The organism is Sphingobacterium sp. UBA5670, from assembly GCF_002420705.1.
Classification (GTDB): domain Bacteria; phylum Bacteroidota; class Bacteroidia; order Sphingobacteriales; family Sphingobacteriaceae; genus Sphingobacterium.
The window spans coordinates 1-19367 of record NZ_DIIM01000005.1; the positions used below are offsets into that span (position 1 = coordinate 1).

Here is a 19367-nt window from a genome sequence, read left to right on the forward strand (position 1 = left end):
GGCTTCTTGCGTTTCTATACTTTCAAAATTTATCAGCATTAATAAAAGATGAACCTAAGTTAATAGGGCAGTTTATGCTTGAACGAAAATATAGCTATAAATTGTTTTTAGATTATATAAAGAGGTACAATAAAATTGTTTGAGCTAACAACTTGAGCGAGAGCAGTGTTTCGGAATGTTTAGTTTATTAAGTTACAGGTTTCATAATTGAAGCCTGTAACTAGTTTATATAATCAAATAGTGATAAAATCTACTCTTCTGTATAAAAGTCGATCAACGAGGCGATATATGGATCTTCCCATCCATCTGAGATATTTTCAAAGTCTTCATCAGGTATATTTGTCTGCCTAATTTCTAAAGAGGTTCCTTTTTTATGTTCATGCAGCTTTAAGGTCACAATAGAAGGAGCGTCTGTCTCCCCGAAATACCATTCTTGTACAATTTTTGTGGAGGGCTCTAATTCCAAGAACCGGCCACTAATAGTTCCATCCCATAAAGAGAATTCTCCATTAACAGTAGCGTCGATAGACACAAGGTCGCCTGTCCATAGACGAGCAGTAATTTCGGTCGTTAATGCAAGATACAGCTCTTCTGGAGTTGCAGGAATGATTGCATATTTCTTGAATTCTTTCATGGTGTAAAGTTACTCTTTCTTGTAATTTACCACTTATTTTGACTTCATTTTTATTTATCTTAATTTTATCGCAAACTATTAGGACAACATGAGTAATTTTCTACCGAATTCTTTAGTGAAAAAATTAGGGACCAACCCATTATTTGATACTAATGCATTTATTAAGATACACGAAGAGGGTATTCGGGCTACAGCAATACGCCTGAACCCCGATAAACTGGAGGATTGCCCGTTTCCGAATACTGGACAGGTTCCCTGGTGTAGTGCTGCTTATTATCTTCAGGATCGACCAGTATTTACATTAGATCCTTTATTCCACGCTGGGGCATATTATCCACAAGATGCTTCTTCTATGTTCATAGATCATATCAATCAAAGTTTAAATTTACACGCGTACAGTATCCGGGCGCTGGACTTATGTGCTGCCCCGGGAGGAAAGTCTACCTTATTAAATAGCAGTTTACATGCGGAATCGCTCTTAGTTGCAAATGAAATTATTAAAACAAGGGTTACGATCCTACAAGACAACTTAATGAAATGGGGGAATGCAAATACTGTAACCACGAATAACGATCCTGCTGCATTTAATCGTCTTCCAGGGTATTTTGATTTGATGGTTGTTGATGCGCCCTGTTCGGGGTCTGGAATGTTTAGGAAGGATGCCGATGCCATAGATGAATGGTCTGAGGCGAATGTGAGGCTTTGCAGTGAAAGACAGCAGCGAATTTTAGGTGAAAGTTTATCGGCTTTAAAGAAGGACGGGTATTTATACTATTCGACTTGCTCCTATTCAGAAGAGGAAAATGAGGATATTGTCGATTGGCTATTGGATAGTGGCGAATTTGAATCCATTGAAATGCCTATTGATGAAAACTGGGGTATTGATCATACAACTTCTGCTAAACATCATGCTCATGGTTATCGTTTTTATCCCCATAAATTAGGTGGAGAGGGTTTTTTTATTGCTGTTTTGAAAAAGATAGGCGAACAGGAAACTTTCAATAGAAAGCGAATTAAGCCGGAGAAATCAGATGTACCCAAAGGGATTTTGAATAAATGGGTTGCGGATGAAGACAATTTGCATACCTTTCTTCATCATGAAGACGTCTATGTTTTCCCAAAAATGTATGAGAATGACCTGAAGTATCTCCAAAATGTACTTTACCTAAAAAATGCGGGAACGAATGTCGGGAAGCTTAATAGAAAAGAGTTGATACCAAGTCATGCATTGGCTTTAAGTAATCATTTGAAGAGGGGCTTCCAATCTGTAGAGTTGTCGCTTGAGGATGCACGCAACTACCTTAGAAAAGAGAACGTGGCCCTTGACGCAATTCCCGCAAATATTCAAGGTTGGGCTATCGCCAGTTTTCAAGGGCAATCATTGGGTTGGATGAAGGTATTGGCCAATCGCATTAATAATTATTATCCAAAGGAATTAAGGATTGTAAATTTATAAGATTGCAAGGGACGTTTAGTTCCTAAAATGAAGTGTAGGAATTGTGTTTAGGAAAGCTCTACGATAATTGAACAGATATCTTTGGCGACTTCTTCTTTTGATTTTAGGCTAAACTCACGGGTATTTTCAGCTCGATCGATAATAGTGACCTTATTCGTGTCTGTGGCGAAGCCAGCTCCTTTATCCTGCATAGAATTGAGCACAATAAAGTCCAGGTTTTTTCGGAACAATTTGTCTTTTGCATTTTCGAACTCATTATTGGTTTCCAATGCAAATCCGATGAGTAATTGGTTTTCTCTCTTTTTAGCCCCTAAAGTAGCCAGAATGTCAGTTGTTTTCTTTAGTGGGATGGAGAATTCATTTTCTTTCTTTTTTATTTTTTGGGCAGCGACTTCAACAGGAGTATAGTCTGCCACTGCAGCGCTCATTACAACAATATCGGCAGCTTCGAAATAAGCTTCACAAGCAATCAACATTTCGGCAGCTGAAGTTACTGAGATTGTATGAACACGATCGGGTGCAGTCAAGGCACTGGGGCCTGATACCAATGTGACGTCTGCACCAAGGGCTTCAAGTTGTTTGGCGATAGCATAACCCATTTTTCCGCTAGAATGATTGCCGATGAAGCGAACCGGGTCTATTGCTTCATAAGTGGGACCAGCAGATACTAATGCCCTTTTTCCATATAAGGGTAGTTCTTTTGTCGAAAATTTAACAAGAAAATCTAATATTTCTTCTGGCTCTGCTAGCCGCCCTTCACCTACTAATCCGCTGGCCAGTTCTCCTTTCCCTGGGGGAATTAGGATGTTGCCATAAGAACTGAGTTTACTGATATTAGCCTGCGTGGACGGATGTTTCCACATATCTAAATCCATTGCTGGGGCAAATAGCACCGGACATTTCGCGGATAGATATACGGCTGTTAGGAGGTTGTCGCAAATTCCATTGGCCATCTTGGCAAGTGTATTTGCTGTTGCGGGAGCTACTAAAATGTAATCCGCATTTAGTGCAATTTCGACATGATTATTCCATTCCCCGGTATTCGGCTGATAATAATCTATCAAAACAGGGTTTTTAGAGAGTGTGGAAAGGGTAAGCGGAGTAATAAATGCTGTCGCCTCTTTTGACATGATTACGTTAACTTGGGCATCTGCTTTTACAAGAAGGCGGATGAGGGATGCAATCTTGTATGCGGCAATACTGCCGCATACAGCAATTACAATATTTTTCCCAGCTAAAGCCATTTTCTAAGGATTAGTCCTGCTCTTTTGAAGGATTTCTGTAGTACACTTTATCGTGTAAAAATTCATCGATAGCAACCAAAGTAGGCTTTGGCATGCGCTCGTAATGTTTTGAAATCTCTATTTGCTCGCGGTTTTCGAATACCTCTTCCAAGTTATCGTTGTTACTTGCAAATTCTGCAAGTTTGCCGTTCAATTCTTCTTTAATGTCTACTGCAATTTGGTTCGCGCGTTTAGAAATAACTACAATAGATTCATAGAGATTGTCAGTTCCTTTGTCCAATTGTCTCAAGTCACGTGTAACTGTAGAGTTTGGAATTGAATTATTATTTTTTTGACTCATCTTTTTGGGTATTTTCTTTTTCTTTTTTCGCCTTTTGTTCTTTGATATATATATCTTGCTCTGCAAGGGCCTTATTATAATCTTTCACTTGAGAGAGAGCCGTTTTAATCCCTTTTTCGGAATCTTCACGAATGGATTCTGCCTCTTTCATGTGTTTGCTATTCGGAAAATTACTTGCGAAGTTACGGTAATAATCCAAGGCTTCATCAAATCTGCTTTCTTGTTTCAGGAAGATACTTTTAGATGCGTAGATATATTGCGCTTTTAATGTTAAAAACTCAATCTCTTCTGCATATTTTGTATCCGGATATTCTTTTAGTACGTTCTGTAACGCAATAACGGCTGCTCTGTAATCATCATTAAGACCCATATCGTAATAGAGTCTCGCGTTGGCAAAAGCTTTAAGCTCAAGCTTATCTCTCAATTTCTGTATAAGATCTGATGCTTCTTTTGATCGTTCCGATTCTGGATAAAGATTGACAAAGAGCTGTAAAGCATCAATTGCTTTCTTTGTATTAGCTTGATCCAAGGTCGATCTCGGAGAATCCAAATAATAACAATAGGCATGCATAAATCTACATTCCTCTGCTCTTGGACTGTTTGGATAAACATCCGAAAAATCTTTAAAGTGATAGGCCGCTGAAGTGTAGTCTTTCAGACGGTAGTTGGCAAATGCCAAATAATAGTAAATATTTTCTGCTTCAGCTTGTCCACGGAATTTGGTCCGCAAGTCATCAAACAAAACTAATGCCTTTGTATATTTCTTTTTCTCATAAAGTTTTACGGCCTCTTCGTACTTTTGAGCGATATTATTGCTTGCGCGCAATTTCTCAAATTTACTCTTACAACCAGTAAACACCAATAGAAACATCATGCCGGCACAGATAGCCGCTATACGCCTATTTAAAAACATTTTACAAAGATAAGTGAATTTGTTATACTAATCAATTAAATTTTACTGCGCAATATAGTTTAATAATTATTTGATCGCAAAAACAACATTTCTTATTAACATTCTTTAACTCGATTGAACCCACTGTGCGGATGTAATGTCATATACTTGTTGTTTTTCTGCTGGTAGTGAGGGTTAAAAATATGCATTTTGAAATATTTCATTATCTTTACATATTACAATCATTGAATAGCATTAAGAGTATGACTTTAAAAGAAAAAGTTGAGCAAGCATTAGATACCTTGAGACCATATTTGGAAACTGATGGCGGAAATGTGAGTGTTGAAGAGATTACAGCGGATAATGTCGTGCGTTTAAAATTATTGGGAGCTTGCGCTTCATGTTCAATGAGCATCATGACCTTTAAGGCTGGTTTGGAGCAAGCAATTCGTAAGGCTGTTCCTGAAATCACAGCAGTGGAGGCTATCAATTTAACGGATCCCGATTCCCCAGACGCCACTTTACCATCTGCTAATTAGTTTTTCTATTAACACATTTTAACGGCTAGCTCGGCTACTTTTGCTTAAATTTGTTTTATGAAGTTGCTGATTTCTATATTACTCGCTGTATTTGTGCTTTTTGGCTCCTCTGCATTACGTGCTCAGGAAAAAAAGATTATCCAATATTCCGGTATCGTAACAACGGTTGGGTCAGGTCTTCCAGTGGGTTATGTGACTGTTACAAATCTATCTTTTAGGAATGAAGCTTTTGCAGCAAATAACGAAGGTTATTTCTCTTTTGTAGCGCACGTAGGGGATACAATTCGTTTTACTTCTGTTGGTTTTGACCCTTTAGTTGTCACTATTCCTGAGGTCTCAGGAGATAAATATACCGCAAACATTATTATGCAAAACTTAGTTACGGAACTCCCGATGGTAACACCTTACCCATGGGCAAGTATCGAAGAGTTTAATATTGCATTTATGAATCTAGACGTTTCTGAAGATAATATCGTGAGGGCAAGGAGATCATTGTCTTATGAGTCATTGGCAGCGATGGCTGCAGTCATACCGCGTGATGGTAACGAAATGCGCTCCATTAACAATGCCCAGAGCTTTAATACAATGAATAATAAAGTTATCAACCAGCGTTATGCTAATCCGTTGTTGAATCCCTTTGCATGGGGTAGTTTAATCCAGCAGATTACGAAAGGAAGTCAGAGCCGAAAAAGCTCAAATTAATTAATCCGTAGTCTTTAATTTATTTAGCTCTCGGACACTTAGTGTAGCCGAGAAATAGGAAACCAGGCCGGAAATGCCGGTGACCGTTATGAATACCAAAATGTAGTCACCCCATTTGCTCACCATAGGATAACTGTCAATAATTGTATTTGCTCCATCTTCTACTCGAATAATTCCATACGTTGATTGAATGTAATTAAATATGCCGCCAATCAATAAACCGAGCACACATCCAATAACAGCTATCATAAGACCTTCATAAAAGAAAATGCGCTGAATTAGACGATCAGCTCCCCCTAAGCCCTTCAGAATCGTCATATCCTTTTGTTTATCCAGTACCAACATGGTTAAGGAGCCAACAATATTAAAGATCGCAATCACACTGATTAAGGTCAGTATAAAAAAGACGACCCAGCGTTCTACACGTACATTTTTATACAATGTGGGATTTTGTTTTTCTCTATTTTTGACAATGTAATCAGCACCTATTTTCTTTTGCAATGCCTCCCCAAAGGAATTGACATCTACCCCTTCTTTTAAATAAAATTCGATAGATGAAATACGGTCATATTCCCCGAGAACTTCTTTAGCAAATGAAATCGGGGTGATAATTAAATTGTCAAAGTCTTGTTGATAGCGCAATACTCCTCCCGGAGAAATAGAGCGGATATTGAACTCCTCAGCAGGATTGGATGAATTTTTTACACCCTTTCTTGGGGAGTACACTTGAATCAGTTCCGAAGAGTTTTGCATTGGAATTGCTAAATTCGCCTGTACGCTTGCTCCTAGAATGGCCAGGTCGCTAGAGTCATGGGTAAGTTTGTATTGACCATGCACAACGATACTGTCGCCTGTCCTTTTACTTAGAGATTGGGGCTCGATTCCTTTTATATTTGCTATAAATTGCCGATTTGAATATTGTAATAACACTTTCTCTTGTAGAACCTCGGTATAGTGAATCACGTTGGAATCTTTTCGTAGTTCGTTGAATACAGTCCGTTTGCTATCAAAAAGTTTTCCTTTCTTGGGTTCAATTTTGAGCTCTGGTGCAAATTTACTGTACATAGACAGTATGAGTTGCTCCATTCCATTGAATGAAGACAACAAAATAATCAATGCAGCACTACTTACCATGACGCCAATGACACTAATGGATGAGATAATATTAATGGCATTAACTGATTTCTTTGAAAACAGATATCTTTTAGCAAATAGAAACGGCAGATTCATGGCTATTATCCTCGAATAAATGGATTGGAATTTTTTTCAAAGCCAATCGTAGTTGATGGCCCATGTCCAGGATAGACAATTGTGTCATCGGGTAAAGTATAAAGTTTAGCCTCTATGCTATCTAAGAGCTGTTGATGGTTTCCTCCAGGAAGATCAGTCCTGCCTATACTGTTGCGAAATAGTACATCTCCTCCTATCAAAAATTTCTGATCGGCCGAATAAAAGCAGATATGTGCAGGTGAATGACCTGGTGCTAGTATAACTTTTAGTTTATCATCACCTAGGGAAATGGTATCACCATCATTTAGAAAGGCTTCTCCAATTGGAGAAATGTCATACCGGAAGCCCATTTGAGGCGCATAATTCTGAACGGCTACTAAAATCGGTACCTCACCTTCATGGAATTGCGGTAGTAGACCAAATTTCTCATGGACAAAGCTATTGCCTAAAACATGGTCTATATGGCAATGTGTATTTAAGAGAATTGTTGGCTTCAGTCCATTATCTGTAATGAAGGCCGTTAATTCTCCCTGCTCTTGCTCACCATACATTCCAGGATCGATAATAATTGCATTTCCTGAGTCGTTATACAGCAGGTAAGTATTTTCCTGATAAGGGTTGAACGTGAATGTTTTGATCGTAAGCATAATGGTAAAATTACAGTTTTTATTGATTTCTCACTATTGAAAGGTCAACTATTCCAGATTTCCCAGTTTTTTTCTGCCTGAAGAACCAACATTTCATATCCATTTTTGATTCTGGCCCCTTTTTCTTTGCTTTTTCGTAAAAATGCAGTCTCCTCTGGGTTGTAAATGAGATCATAGCAGAGGTGCGTCTCATTTATAAATTCGTAGGGAATTTTTGGAGATTCTGTTATATTGGGAAATGTACCCACTGGAGAACAGTTGATAATTATGGTATGCTCAGCTAAGATCGAGGCATCAAGCTCATCATAAGTAAACTGGTCGGCATGTTTGGTTCTACTGACCAGCTTGTGTGTTATTCCCAGCTGATTCAGCGCATAGATTACAGCTTTTGCTGCACCTCCATTTCCTAGAATCAAAGCCTTTTTGTCAAGATGTGGATTTAATAGCGGTCTTATCGACCACTCAAAGCCATAAGCGTCTGTGTTATATCCTTTTAAATGCGTTGATCCATCTACTGTGTGGCTGATCCGGATACAGTTTACAGCTTGTATTGCTGCAGCTTCTTCCGAAAGCTCATCCAAATAATCCATTACCTCTATTTTATAAGGAATAGTCACATTGACACCATAGAACTCTTTATTGGAAGCAATCGCTGTAAAATCAGCTATTTGAGGAAGTGCGTATAGATCGTAATCTACGTCGGTAATATGTTCTTGCTGAAATTTCTCTAAATAATATTTTTTTGAAAAGGAATGCCCTAATGGGTACCCTATTAAACCTAGTTTTTTCATTGGAATTTTGACAATATATTTAGGAATCAGAAATGTATCTTGAATTTAAATCTTCGGTCATTGCAACGCAATGACCGAAGGTGGCCTCGTATATTAATCTTTCGGCTTTGTATATTTTTTTACGATTTCAGCGATGATCTGATTCCCCTGTAGCTGTGGCAGGTAATCAAAAAGAATATGATGCTTATCAGGATCGGTGGCTAAGCCAAGCTCTAAAAAGTTTAGTGCTTCATTGTATTGACCATTGGCAAATAGATAAGCAACGACACGATAATATAACTCTGCGGCATTTGGATTTTGTGTAATAGCATCGGATATTACATTAATAGCTTCATCAATTTTACTTTGTTCAAATAGAATTGATGAATAATCAAGCCATGCATCTATATCCGTTGGATTTAATCCAACGACCTTTTTATAGGCTTCTTCTGCAAGATCTATTTGTTGTAGTTTGTAGCGGGCATCGGCAATTGCAAACCAGTAATCTGGGTTTGTATCCTCCAGTTCTAAAGCTTTTTTATAGAAATGAAGTGATTCAAAATAACGTTCTTCAAAATCTAGAGTAACCCCGATACCGAACCAGGCATCAGCAAGTTCCGCATCTAATTTGACCGCTTTTTTATAATAATTGCGGGCTTCCTCCATCTGCTCAAGTTTTTCATAGCATTCGCCGATAGCACAATAGGTATCTGCACTCGGTTGCTCGTATTCGAATGTTTGTTTGTAAACATCCAATGCTTCTTGATAACGATCAAGATTAACGAGAGCATTCCCCTTATTGAAATAAGCCGAAGAAAAGTCTTCTTTAATTAATATGGCATAATCGTATGCGTCGAGGGCCTCCTCAAACCTGCTGATTTTATGGTAAGAATTTCCTAGATTATACCAAGCGTAGTAGGAATAGGGGTCTGAATCAATGTATTTCTTATAAAAGGAGATACTTTCCTCCTGTCTATCCAATACATCGTAACAATAAGCCAATTCATAGAGCGCTTCCTGGTAGTCCATATTCAATTCAAGTGCTTTCTTTAGATAAATTATCGCCTTATCATAATTCATTTGTGCTTGAAAGATCATCGCAATATGGAAGTATACCTCATCTTTATTATCTAACAGCGGAAGTGCTTTGAAGAGCTGTTCCAAAGCATTATCAAACTGGCCGATACTGCCCAATATGCCACCACGAATCAAGAATATGTCACCTTCTGAGGCTTCCAATAATTCCGCTTTATCCAATGCTGCAAGCGCATTCTGATATTGTTGAATCGTTGAAAACAGTTGTGCCTGTTTCAACAAAAATGTAATATCAAAAGGATGTTGGCTGATGGCGAATTCGGTAACCTGTAAGGCCTTAACAGGGTCGTTTTTTTCCGCGTAGTAATCAATAATTCCTTCAAAAGCTTTGGAGTCAAAAAAATACTGATCCTCGTTTCGAAGCATTTCCTCATATCTGTCTACCGAGATTTTTCTTTCCTCGGGGTTTTCAAATTCAAAATCCTCTTCCATTCTCAAAAGTTTAAAACCAGTATTCTGTTCCTTAATTCAAAATACTAATTTCTTATCTAATTTGTTCGAACTAATTTTCCACAAATTGGATATCCTCCACAAAGGTAAGGATAAATACGTGTAAAATAAAAAAGCCGGCTTTAAGCCGGCTTTTATTATAATGGTATAAATTATATACGATTATTTTTTGATCTCAACACGACGGTTTTGAACACGACCTTCTTCAGTAGCATTTGATGCAACTGGGTTTTTCTCTCCGTAACCTTGAGCAGTGATGCTTGATGAAGAAACACCAGCATTTACTAAGTATTGTTTTACAGAGTTAGCACGGTCTTTAGATAAAGTCAAGTTATAAGACTCAGAACCTTCAGCAGATGCATAACCATCTAATGCTACAGATGAATTGTTATCACGTAACTCTTTAGCCAATTTGTCTAATGTAGAGTAAGATGAAGTTTTCAATACTGAGCTATCAAATTCGAATTGAATTGGAGCATAGTAACCGTTAGAAGTTACATTTTCAACAACTGGCTCTGGGAATTTGATTGGACATCCTGAACCATCTACTGGAGTACCAGCTGGAGTGCCAGGGCATTTGTCAAATTTATCAGATACACCGTCACCATCAGCATCAGCGCTTAATGTGTTAACAGTACCTTCTAAAGTGCTTACACGTTGTTTTAAAGCTTCAACTTCGTTTCTCAATGAAGGATCTTTCAACTCATCATACATTGTAGCAACTGGGTTAGCAAAAGTCAAGTTTTGTTTGTCTTTCGAACCTAAAGTGAATTCTAAACCAGCCATAACTGTAGAGAATTTACCTTTGTAAGAAGACTGACGAGCTGGACCATAGATTTGATCATCAGCAAAGTTCATTGTATAACCTAAGTTCAATGCTACTACTTCAGATAATTTGAATTTAGCACCAACACCTACAGGAACGAACGCTGTCAATTTATTGTCGCGTCCATCATCATTCTTGTCACGGTCACCAATGATGCCTTCACCCCATTTACCTGAATTATCATAAACTACTGTTCCTGAGAAATCATTGTTCGCATATTGAACAGGGTTGTAAGCCATCGCTCCCAAACCTACTTTAGCGTAGAAGTTAACTGCATTTTCTCTTCTCAAGAAATCGATTGTACCCAATTGGAATACACCGTTTAAGCTAGCAGCCCAGTTAACACTAGTTTCTACTGAACGAGCACCTCTAGAGTTCTCGATAGCAGGACCAGAAAGATCATGGTTGTAAGTTTTGATTTTACCACGGTTTGCTTCAACTTCTAAACCGAATAGGTGAGAGAATTGTTTACGTACTGTCAAACCATAGTACTCACCTACTTTATTTTGGAAGTAACCTACCTTTTGACCAAAAGCGTTACCGCCACCGATTACGTTGTTCGGTGTAGTGATACCACCTTGAACTCCGATAGACCAAGTTCTGTATTGTGATCTACCACCGAATACTTGTTGAGCTTGTGCTGTACCAGCGAAACCTAAAGCGGCAACTAATGTAGCAGCAACAGCTGTTTTTTTAATTGTAGAATAGTTCATACTCTTGTTTTTAAGGTTATTATTAATTTTAATTGTTTTCAAATTTAATTATCGTATTAACACATGGAACAGTACAATTGCCGTGCCAAAGTCTTAAAGTTATGTTAAAATTCTGTTTTTGCTATATTTTGTACTAAATTAAGTATTTAATGTGAAACAACAAAACAAAAATTCGGTACGAAAGTACCAAATTTTTGTTTTGTTTCAATAGGTTTAAGAAAAAAATTAAGGTTTTTTTTTCTAAAGCAAATAATGTACGACTAATAACGACAATCCACCCAGCAAGGCCGAAACTGGAATTGTCAATATCCAAGCCCATAACAGGCTGATTGTTACCCCCCAACGTACCGCTGATACGCGTTTGACGACACCAACACCGATGATAGCACCAGTAATGGTATGTGTTGTAGAGGCTGGGATCCCAAAATGTTCTGTGATACCCAATGTTACAGCTCCTGCAGATTCTGCACAGACACCTTCTAATGGTGTTACTTTAGTAATCTTGGTTCCCATTGTTTTCACAATTTTCCATCCTCCGCTCATTGTTCCTGCTGAAATAGCCGCATAACAAGTCAATGGAATCCATTCCGGCATGTGTTCAGTTGTTGGGACATAACCTCCGGCAACCATAGCTACCAAGATGATACCCATGACCTTTTGTGCATCATTACCCCCATGAGCGAAACTCAAAGCGGCAGAAGAGATCAATTGTAAGATCTTGAACCATTTTTCGGCGACACTTGGCCGTGATTTTCTAGCTAAGTTTATGACTATTAGTGTGATGATAATAGATATTGTCATACCGATAATAGGCGCGAGTACGATAAAGGCAATAATCTTTAAAGTAGCATCGATATTGATTGCGTGAATAGGGTCTGCGCCAAGAATAAATGCGTACGCCATACCTGATCCTGCAAAACCTCCAATAAGTGTGTGAGATGAACTTGATGGTACGCCATAGTACCATGTAAATAAGTTCCAGCCAATTGCTGCAAGTAACCCAGCAAAAATAACCTCTAGGGTAATGTATTCTTCCAATACTGTTTTTGCAATGGTATTGGCTACTTTGTGATCTGTAAAGTAGAAGTAAGCTGCAAAATTGAATATCGCAGCCCATAAAACTGCCATTGCTGGCGTTAAGACTTTTGTTGATACAACTGTCGCAATGGAATTGGCTGCATCATGGAATCCATTAATGTAGTCAAAAGCAATTGCAAGGACAATCACAACAACGAGTAATGTTGACATCATAATCTCGTAGAATTTTTGTGCACTTAAATCGAATGATTATGCGTTTTTAACTAGAATGCTTTCTAAAACGTTAGCAACATCCTCACATTTATCGGTTGCATCTTCCATTGCAGACAACACTTCTTTGTGTTTAATTAATGAAATTGCATCTTTTTCAAATTCGAAAAGGTCGGCTACTGCTTTATCAAAGATATAATCCGCTTTGTTTTCCACACTATTGATACGAACGCATGAATCCGTAATATTACGGATATTTTTCAAGTCTCTAAGCTCATGGATAGCTTTTGATACATGTTCGGTAGCTTCAACCAATAAGTCTGCAATTTCAATCATTGGCTCGGTGGCTTTTTCCACTTTGTAAAGGTCCATTCTGTTGGCTGCACCGTGTATGAAATCTGCGACATCGTCCAATGAACTTGCCAAAGAGTGTATATCTTCGCGGTCAAAAGGAGTGATGAAATTCTTTCCTAACTCCAAATGAATCTGATGTGTGATATTGTCGCCCCTGTGCTCCAAATCTTCCATCTTGCGCGTAAATTCTTTTTTCTTCTCAGGATTGTTTGAGTTAACAATATCTTTTAACAACAGTGACATTTCGATCAAATTGTTGCCTGCTTGTTCAAACAAAGGGAAGAATTTTTTGTCCTTTGGAACGAAGTATTGAAAAATGCTATTTAAAGACATATCTTAAATTTATTTTTGCAAAAATAATACCTTAATGTTAAGTTAATGTTAACATTGATTTTGTTTAAACATAAAAGTGTCATCAATTGTTTAGTTTCCTGACTGAACATTTTGCAAAGTAAAGCCAAATGTTGTTCCGATACCTTCTGTACTCCGGACATTGACATTTTGTTGATGCGCCTCGACGATATGTTTTACGATGGCCAATCCCAAACCTGATCCTCCGATATCGCGCGACCGGCTCTTGTCTGTCCGAAAAAAGCGTTCGAATACGCGGCTGAGATTTTTTTCTTCAATACCATAACCGTCATCGGTAATTTCGATAAGAACCTGCTCAAAGAGGGGAAAAATCTTAATTTTCGTTGTCCCACCTTCTTTCCCATATTTAAGAGAATTGTCGATCAGATTGTACAGCACCTGGTGGATCTTATTACGGTCGGCTTTGACCCAATGTGGTGCACCGGCTTTGGGTTTAAATTCTATTTTAATATTGTGTTGATTAGCTTTGTCCTCTAAAGAATAGGCCGTGTCTTTGATAAGTTCAACAATGTCGAATTTCTCGATATTCAGAACCATTTTTCCTGATTCCAATTTGGATATCTCATCAAGATCCTGAATCAGATAATTCAGTCGGTCTAGATTTCTAGCAGCTTTATCCAAGAAATTCTTTGCCATCTCCATATCTTCTTCCATAAGACCATCTTGCAAGGTCTCAATATAACCTTGGGTGGCAAACAACGGCGTTTTGAATTCATGAGAAATATTGGATAAAAACTCTCTGCGGAATTTTTCCTGTGATTTTAGTTGCTCTATCTCATTTTTTTTGTCTTTTGCCCAGGCTTTGACTTCGTTCTCCGCATCTGTAATGGGATCTTCGCTGACATGTTCTCCGATAGCATCTTTGAGATCCTTGCCCAATTTGAGGTTATGAATTAATTTATACATCGTATTGAGTCTGCGATATATATATTTTTCAAATAAATAGTTAAATAAGAGAAAACTCGTTACTACGGCAACAATGAAAATGATCAGAGCTGTCTGTAGGTCATGTTTATAATAAAAGCTGATCGTTGATATTGCAATGCCGACAGCTGCGGAGTTTGCCAATAATAATTGTCTAAAATTCATTTGCTGAATAAAAAAGGCCCCTGATTTGGAGCCTAAGTTACTTATAATGATATTAATAAATTGTTAAAATTTTCCGATAATAGTTTTTGCTCCAGTAACCTTGTCACCAATGTTAACATTGATTTCAGTTCCTAGCGGAAGAAATAAATCTACGCGCGAGCCAAATTTGATAAATCCAAATTCGTTACCTTGTACGACTTCATCTTTTTCTTTCACATACCATACAATACGACGTGCCAGGGCTCCTGCAATTTGACGGAAAAGAACTTCTCTTCCAGCTTTGTCTTTGACAACGACCGTTGTCCTTTCATTGTCTGTAGATGATTTGGGATGCCAGGCTACTAAAAATTTTCCTGGATGATATTTGAAGAACGTAACCAGGCCGCTGATCGGATTTCTGTTGACATGGACGTTAACCGGTGACATGAATATGGACACCTGTATCCGCTTATCATGAAAGTATTCATTTTCTTCCGTTTCCTCGATAACAACAACCTTTCCGTCTGCCGGGCATAAGATTATTCCATCTTCTGGACTAACGATTTTTTTTGGGCTTCTGAAAAATTGAACAACTGTAATGAATAAAAATGCTGATAGGGCATAAATAAACCATTTGGCATATTGCGAAACGTCGTAATAATCCGCAACGGCATTGATAATGAAGATAAAAAGTACAGCGATTGCTAATGTGGTGTATCCTTCTTTATGAAATTTCATATCTATTTATTTCTCCTTATTTCTGCAAAGATAATTATTTAGTCGAATTGTCTATTTGTCTTTCGATTTTAATTGAATGGGTATAGATTTTTCCGTCGCTACCTTGTGCTATTCCTCCTGTTACTCTAATAATGTCATCTTGGGGCTGATTTTCTTTATAAGTAGGAAAGTAGAAATCAATACTTTTTGCAATCTGGCTCAAAATACCATCGAAAGATTCATTATTGGAATCCGAGCTTAATTTGAGATTTTTCAGGTTGGGCATTCCAGATTTCTTAACTTCTACGAGATAGGAAAAGTTAACTTGATTGGTGACATCCAGGCCTGTTTTATTCAGCCTATCGTTAAAGCGTTTTGCGACGAAAGCATAAAAATTGGAATAGTCATCAAAGCTACACGACTTACCGTTAAAAAGCTCTGCTCGGATAAAATAATCATAGGGAAGAATACTCAGTGCCATGAAATCCTCATTATTAAGGTCCCCATCGTCATCATAGGTGGTTGTCAGTACGCCATTTGTGAAACGTTGGGTCATGGCATAAATTGGTTGTTGACCTACATTATAAAAATAGGTATTCCAATTTCCCTGAGGTAGGCCATTTTTTACCTTTCCTTTTCTTAGGTAGAAATCAAAACCAAATTCCGTGAAACCTTCAAAAGGAATAGAAAATTCATAGTTGCCTTCGCCATTCATGACCTCTTGTTTACCCCTATTGTCCCAATAGTCTTTGATAAAATACCCCTGCTCATTATATGTAACAATCAATAGGGGCTTGCCATCGGGGTAATAATATTTCCAGTCGCCAGCCGGATGGTTGTTTTGGAAATTTACTTCCCATTTCAACACTCCATTCGGGTGAAAAGCTTGAAATAGGCCTTCTTTTTTCCCATCTTTATAGGAGCCAACGAGTATTCTCGCTCCGTTTGGCGCAAAATCGCGAAACTCACCATCAAAAACTTGTTTTGCAAAATCAAATTTGCTTACACGCTCGATCGTTTTAAACTCGCAATCTTTCGAAACCAGATAATAGAATTTGTCAAAATAAAAACGGATCAGCCCCTGATCTAATTTTTCATAGAATACAGGTTTTTCGTCCTGTGCATATAGATTTGTAAAACTACATACAGAAAATAATAATAGGATATGGATGAGTTTTCTAATCATATCATTAGTGTGCTTCTAACCAATTTTTGCCTTCCCCAATTTCTACGATCAATGGTACATTTGTTTTAATAGCATTGGTCATTTTATCTAGAATAATTTTTTTGAATGCTCCGACCTCCTGTTTAGGCACGTCAAAAACCAATTCATCATGTACTTGCATGATCATTTTGCCAGCTAATCCCTGCTGTTCAATTTCTTTCTGAATAGCAATCATGGCAAGTTTGATCAAATCTGCTGCTGACCCTTGGATCGGCGCATTGATGGCGTTTCGTTCAGCAAATCCACGAACAGTCATGTTTGCTGAATTGATATCTCTAAGATAACGTCTGCGTTTTAGAATTGTTTCAACATAGCCATTCTCTTTTGCAAACTCGACGGCATCACTCATGTATTTTTTGATACCAGTATATTGGTTAAAATATTCATTAATGATATCAGAAGCTTCTTTGCGTGAGATGCCTAGGTTTTGAGAAAGGCCAAATGCCGATTGGCCATAGATAATGCCGAAGTTGACAGCTTTCGCGTTGCGTCGTTGTTCAGAAGTAACAGCATCAAAATTCATATGATAGACTTTCGCAGCAGTTGCCCGGTGGATATCATGGCCTTGGCTAAACGCGTCCATCATATTTTGGTCCTTACTTAGTTCGGCAATCAAGCGAAGTTCAATTTGTGAATAATCGGCTGAGAGGATCACATTGTCTTCAGACCTTGGGATAAAAGCTTTTCTGACTTCTCTGCCCCGTTCGGTACGGATCGGGATATTTTGAAGGTTCGGATTGGTTGAGCTCAGGCGGCCCGTTGCGGCAACTGCTTGATTGTAGGATGTATGAATGAGCCCTGTTTCGGGGTTTATTAACTCAGGCAGTGCACCAACATAGGTAGATTTGAGTTTTTGCATTTGCCTAAAGTTTAGGATATCTTGAACGATATCCGATTTATGGGCCAAGGCCAATAGCACATCTTCTCCCGTTTTATATTGTCCTGTTTTAGTTTTTTTAGCTTTTGGATCCAATTGGAGCTTATCGAATAAGACTTCTCCCAATTGTTTTGGGGAAGCGATATTGAAATTTACGCCTGCTTTCTCAAAAATTGATTCCTCAAGATTTTTTATGTCCTGCTCTAATGTTTTTGAGAATTCCTCAAGCGCCGGAACATCTATTTTCACACCATTTCGTTCAATTTCAGCCAGTATATAAACTAATGGGAATTCGACCTCTTGAGCGAGTTGTATGGTGTTGGTTTCAACAAGAAGCGGATGAAATATATTTTTTAGCTGTAGGGTAATATCTGCATCCTCGGCGGCATATTCTTTTATTTTTTCAATTTCAACGTCACGCATATTGCCTTGTTTCTTCCCCTTTTCACCAATAAGTTCGGTAATCGATACGGGGCTGTAATTCAGGTAATTTTCTGCGAGTACGTCCATGCCGTGGCGGGTGTCCGGATCAATCAGATAGTGCGCAAGCATGGTATCAAATAGCGTACCTTGTACTTTTACACCATAACGCGCTAACAACAAAATATCGTATTTGATATTTTGTCCCACTTTTTCGATATCTGGGTTTTCCAGTGCAGTCTTGAAAATGTCGACTACTGCCTGTGCTCCATTGCGGTCAGCTGGTGTCGGAATATAATACGCCTTGGTATTCTCGAAGGAAAATGATAGCCCAACAATGTCCGCTAGGTTAGCATCTAGGCCTGTGGTTTCTGTATCAAAGCAAAAGCTATCTAAGGAAGTAAGTTGGTGAGCAAGTTCTTCTTGTTTTTCTCTTGTATCGACCAAAACATAATCATGTGCTGTATTATGGATGTTATTTATCGCCGTATTTTCGACGATTATTTCAGTAATAACCTCTGTTGTTGTTACCGAAGTTACCGTTGCAGAAAATAAATCCATTTGTCCACTTGTGGGGGCGCTTTTGTCAAGAACGGAGAAATCTTCGCCGAAAACCCGCTTTCCAAGTGTCCTGAATTCTAGTTCTGCAAATAGCGGTTCAAGAATTTCTTTGTTTGGATCTTCCAGTTCTAGCGATTTTTCATCAAGTTCAATTGGTACATCCAATAAAATAGTAGCTAACTTTTTGGAGATGAGTCCTTGTTCTGCAAAATTCTCTACGTTTTCACGCATTTTTCCTTTCAGTTTATCCGCGTTGGCTATAATGCCTTCGACAGATCCGTATTCCTGAACAAGTTTTTTCGCTGTTTTTTCTCCAATACCAGGTATACCAGGTATATTGTCCACGGCATCGCCCCAAAGACCGAGGATATCGATGACCTGGCAAACGTCTGAAATTTCCCATTTTTCAAGAATCTCTTTGACACCTTGTACTTCTGCGCCATTACCCATACGGGCGGGTTTGTAGATAAAGATATTTTCAGATACGAGCTGCCCAAAATCTTTATCCGGTGTCATGCAATAGACTTGGAAATCTTGCTTTTCAGCTTTTTTTGCCAGCGTACCAATAATATCATCGGCTTCGTACCCATCCATTGTAATAATCGGGATATTGAAACCTTCGATTAAACGATTTATATAGGGGATAGAGGTGGCAAGATCCTCCGGCATTGACTCGCGATGTGCTTTATAAGCTTCAAATTCAATATGTCGAGCGGTAGGTGCCGCTGTGTCGAACACTACTGCTATGTGGGAGGGTTGCTGATTTTTCAATACGTCCAATAGCGTATTGGTAAACCCCATGATTGCTCCTGTATTTAACCCTGTCGAGGTAATTCGGGGAGTTTTGCTCAATGCAAAATAAGCTCTATATATGAGAGCCATTCCATCTAGAAGAAATAGTTTTTTCACAAAATTGAATTTTAGTCTCCTTACAAAGGTAAGAAATTCATCAAAGGGTAAGTTTAATAAATTTTTCCGATTTTTGTG

At 38.3% G+C, this 19367-nt stretch carries 18 protein-coding genes; 3 read left to right on the forward strand and 15 right to left on the reverse strand.

Going from position 1 to position 19367, the window contains the following annotated elements:
• Positions 1–250 precede the first annotated feature (250 nt).
• A complete protein-coding gene (locus B3C94_RS05520; RefSeq protein WP_293900262.1) occupies positions 251–634 on the reverse strand; it encodes an SRPBCC domain-containing protein in 384 nt (127 codons plus the stop codon).
• Between the two features lie 88 nt (positions 635–722).
• Here B3C94_RS05520 and B3C94_RS05525 point away from each other — a divergent pair, with 88 nt between their 5' ends.
• Entirely contained in the window at positions 723–2090 is a 1368-nt protein-coding gene (locus tag B3C94_RS05525; RefSeq protein WP_293900264.1) for an RsmB/NOP family class I SAM-dependent RNA methyltransferase, read from the forward strand.
• A gap of 47 nt (positions 2091–2137) precedes the next feature.
• On the opposite strand, the gene coaBC is transcribed toward B3C94_RS05525, so the two are convergent.
• The 3 genes from coaBC to B3C94_RS05540 are packed head-to-tail and all read right to left on the reverse strand — an operon-like array spanning position 2138 to position 4587.
• Positions 2138–3334, reverse strand: coding sequence for a bifunctional phosphopantothenoylcysteine decarboxylase/phosphopantothenate--cysteine ligase CoaBC (gene coaBC, locus B3C94_RS05530; protein WP_293900266.1), 1197 nt, complete (start codon positions 3332–3334; stop codon positions 2138–2140).
• 10 nt (positions 3335–3344) lie between these two features.
• Positions 3345–3674 carry a DNA-directed RNA polymerase subunit omega gene (locus B3C94_RS05535; RefSeq protein WP_075990346.1) on the reverse strand — a complete coding sequence of 110 codons (330 nt, stop codon included), beginning with the start codon at positions 3672–3674 and terminating at the stop codon, positions 3345–3347.
• Positions 3658–4587 (reverse strand): outer membrane protein assembly factor BamD, encoded by a 930-nt coding sequence (locus tag B3C94_RS05540; protein ID WP_293900268.1) that lies wholly within the window; start codon positions 4585–4587, stop codon positions 3658–3660. Before B3C94_RS05540 ends, B3C94_RS05535 begins: the two co-directional genes overlap by 17 nt.
• A 242-nt stretch (positions 4588–4829) precedes the next feature.
• Between B3C94_RS05540 and B3C94_RS05545 the strand changes: the two genes are divergently transcribed.
• The gene (locus B3C94_RS05545) at positions 4830–5105 is read left to right on the forward strand and encodes a NifU family protein (protein ID WP_293901582.1); all 276 of its coding nucleotides are present in this window, start codon (positions 4830–4832) and stop codon (positions 5103–5105) included.
• A 57-nt stretch (positions 5106–5162) separates the two neighbouring features.
• The gene (locus B3C94_RS05550) at positions 5163–5807 is read left to right on the forward strand and encodes a hypothetical protein (protein WP_293900270.1); all 645 of its coding nucleotides are present in this window, start codon (positions 5163–5165) and stop codon (positions 5805–5807) included.
• Here B3C94_RS05550 and B3C94_RS05555 read toward each other — a convergent pair whose 3' ends face one another.
• The 11 genes from B3C94_RS05555 to polA form a co-directional block, all read right to left on the reverse strand.
• Positions 5808–7037 (reverse strand): FtsX-like permease family protein, encoded by a 1230-nt coding sequence (locus tag B3C94_RS05555; protein ID WP_293900272.1) that lies wholly within the window; start codon positions 7035–7037, stop codon positions 5808–5810.
• Between the two features lie 5 nt (positions 7038–7042).
• Positions 7043–7684 carry an MBL fold metallo-hydrolase gene (locus B3C94_RS05560; protein WP_293900274.1) on the reverse strand — a complete coding sequence of 214 codons (642 nt, stop codon included), beginning with the start codon at positions 7682–7684 and terminating at the stop codon, positions 7043–7045.
• A gap of 44 nt (positions 7685–7728) precedes the next feature.
• Positions 7729–8475: a shikimate dehydrogenase family protein gene (locus B3C94_RS05565; protein ID WP_293900276.1), complete on the reverse strand. Its 747-nt coding sequence runs from the start codon at positions 8473–8475 to the stop codon at positions 7729–7731.
• A 93-nt stretch (positions 8476–8568) separates the two neighbouring features.
• Positions 8569–9981, reverse strand: coding sequence for a tetratricopeptide repeat protein (locus B3C94_RS05570; RefSeq protein ID WP_293900278.1), 1413 nt, complete (start codon positions 9979–9981; stop codon positions 8569–8571).
• A gap of 180 nt (positions 9982–10161) precedes the next feature.
• Positions 10162–11538: an OmpA family protein gene (locus B3C94_RS05575; protein WP_293900280.1), complete on the reverse strand. Its 1377-nt coding sequence runs from the start codon at positions 11536–11538 to the stop codon at positions 10162–10164.
• A 240-nt stretch (positions 11539–11778) separates the two neighbouring features.
• Positions 11779–12789 (reverse strand): inorganic phosphate transporter, encoded by a 1011-nt coding sequence (locus B3C94_RS05580; RefSeq protein WP_293900282.1) that lies wholly within the window; start codon positions 12787–12789, stop codon positions 11779–11781.
• Positions 12790–12825: 36 nt separating this feature from the next.
• Positions 12826–13473, reverse strand: coding sequence for a DUF47 domain-containing protein (locus B3C94_RS05585; protein WP_293900284.1), 648 nt, complete (start codon positions 13471–13473; stop codon positions 12826–12828).
• A gap of 90 nt (positions 13474–13563) precedes the next feature.
• Positions 13564–14601, reverse strand: coding sequence for a sensor histidine kinase (locus B3C94_RS05590; RefSeq protein ID WP_293900286.1), 1038 nt, complete (start codon positions 14599–14601; stop codon positions 13564–13566).
• A 63-nt stretch (positions 14602–14664) separates the two neighbouring features.
• On the reverse strand, positions 14665–15318 hold the full coding sequence (locus B3C94_RS05595; RefSeq protein WP_293900288.1) for a phosphatidylserine decarboxylase family protein: 654 nt from the start codon (positions 15316–15318) through the stop codon (positions 14665–14667).
• A 34-nt stretch (positions 15319–15352) separates the two neighbouring features.
• The gene (locus B3C94_RS05600; protein WP_293900290.1) at positions 15353–16483 is read right to left on the reverse strand and encodes a toxin-antitoxin system YwqK family antitoxin; all 1131 of its coding nucleotides are present in this window, start codon (positions 16481–16483) and stop codon (positions 15353–15355) included.
• Between the two features lie 4 nt (positions 16484–16487).
• Positions 16488–19289, reverse strand: a complete 2802-nt coding sequence (gene polA, locus B3C94_RS05605; RefSeq protein ID WP_293900292.1) for a DNA polymerase I — start codon at positions 19287–19289, stop codon at positions 16488–16490.
• Positions 19290–19367: the final 78 nt, after the last annotated feature.

Coding starts and splice junctions, on each gene's coding strand:
- B3C94_RS05520 (WP_293900262.1), bottom strand. CDS start 634: ATGAAAGAATTCAAGAAATATGCAATCATTCCTGCAACTCCAGAAGAG.
- B3C94_RS05525 (WP_293900264.1), top strand. CDS start 723: ATGAGTAATTTTCTACCGAATTCTTTAGTGAAAAAATTAGGGACCAAC.
- coaBC (WP_293900266.1), bottom strand. CDS start 3,334: ATGGCTTTAGCTGGGAAAAATATTGTAATTGCTGTATGCGGCAGTATT.
- B3C94_RS05535 (WP_075990346.1), bottom strand. CDS start 3,674: ATGAGTCAAAAAAATAATAATTCAATTCCAAACTCTACAGTTACACGT.
- B3C94_RS05540 (WP_293900268.1), bottom strand. CDS start 4,587: ATGTTTTTAAATAGGCGTATAGCGGCTATCTGTGCCGGCATGATGTTT.
- B3C94_RS05545 (WP_293901582.1), top strand. CDS start 4,830: ATGACTTTAAAAGAAAAAGTTGAGCAAGCATTAGATACCTTGAGACCA.
- B3C94_RS05550 (WP_293900270.1), top strand. CDS start 5,163: ATGAAGTTGCTGATTTCTATATTACTCGCTGTATTTGTGCTTTTTGGC.
- B3C94_RS05555 (WP_293900272.1), bottom strand. CDS start 7,037: ATGAATCTGCCGTTTCTATTTGCTAAAAGATATCTGTTTTCAAAGAAA.
- B3C94_RS05560 (WP_293900274.1), bottom strand. CDS start 7,684: ATGCTTACGATCAAAACATTCACGTTCAACCCTTATCAGGAAAATACT.
- B3C94_RS05565 (WP_293900276.1), bottom strand. CDS start 8,475: ATGAAAAAACTAGGTTTAATAGGGTACCCATTAGGGCATTCCTTTTCA.
- B3C94_RS05570 (WP_293900278.1), bottom strand. CDS start 9,981: ATGGAAGAGGATTTTGAATTTGAAAACCCCGAGGAAAGAAAAATCTCG.
- B3C94_RS05575 (WP_293900280.1), bottom strand. CDS start 11,538: ATGAACTATTCTACAATTAAAAAAACAGCTGTTGCTGCTACATTAGTT.
- B3C94_RS05580 (WP_293900282.1), bottom strand. CDS start 12,789: ATGATGTCAACATTACTCGTTGTTGTGATTGTCCTTGCAATTGCTTTT.
- B3C94_RS05585 (WP_293900284.1), bottom strand. CDS start 13,473: ATGTCTTTAAATAGCATTTTTCAATACTTCGTTCCAAAGGACAAAAAA.
- B3C94_RS05590 (WP_293900286.1), bottom strand. CDS start 14,601: ATGAATTTTAGACAATTATTATTGGCAAACTCCGCAGCTGTCGGCATT.
- B3C94_RS05595 (WP_293900288.1), bottom strand. CDS start 15,318: ATGAAATTTCATAAAGAAGGATACACCACATTAGCAATCGCTGTACTT.
- B3C94_RS05600 (WP_293900290.1), bottom strand. CDS start 16,483: ATGATTAGAAAACTCATCCATATCCTATTATTATTTTCTGTATGTAGT.